1 protein-coding gene is annotated in these 242 nt (G+C 62.8%); it reads right to left on the bottom strand.

Going from position 1 to position 242, the window contains the following annotated elements:
- Positions 1 to 23: 23 nt before the first annotated feature.
- The gene (locus ACTFO6_RS19560; RefSeq protein WP_439935967.1) at positions 24 to 155 is read right to left on the bottom strand and encodes an entericidin A/B family lipoprotein; all 132 of its coding nucleotides are present in this window, start codon (positions 153 to 155) and stop codon (positions 24 to 26) included.
- Positions 156 to 242: the final 87 nt, after the last annotated feature.

Genomic DNA, 242 nt, shown 5'->3' with positions numbered 1-242 from the left:
GAGACGGATGAACTTTTCCATGCTCACTTGACCGACTGCGGGATCGCCGCGCCGCCCTCCTCGATGTCCTTGCAGAGGCCCTGGGTGGTGGTGCAGGCGGCGAGCCCTGCAACGAGCAGTACGGCTATGATGGAAATCACGAGTCTGCGTATCATGAGCGAGCTTCCTCCGTTAGGAAGAAGGAAGTTCCCGCACGGCAATGAAATGCCCGGCGATGGCCGCCGCCGCCGCCATCTCCGGGC

Origin of the sequence: Pelomicrobium sp. G1, assembly GCF_051905455.1 — a bacterium.
Taxonomy (GTDB): domain Bacteria; phylum Pseudomonadota; class Gammaproteobacteria; order Burkholderiales; family UBA6910; genus Pelomicrobium.
Note: the sequence above shows the minus strand (reverse complement) of the source record. Positions and strands in the feature narration are given on the sequence as shown.

Bases quoted from the DNA above. Each gene is read 5' to 3' on its own strand.
- ACTFO6_RS19560 (WP_439935967.1), bottom strand. From the start codon at position 155: ATGATACGCAGACTCGTGATTTCCATCATAGCCGTACTGCTCGTTGCA.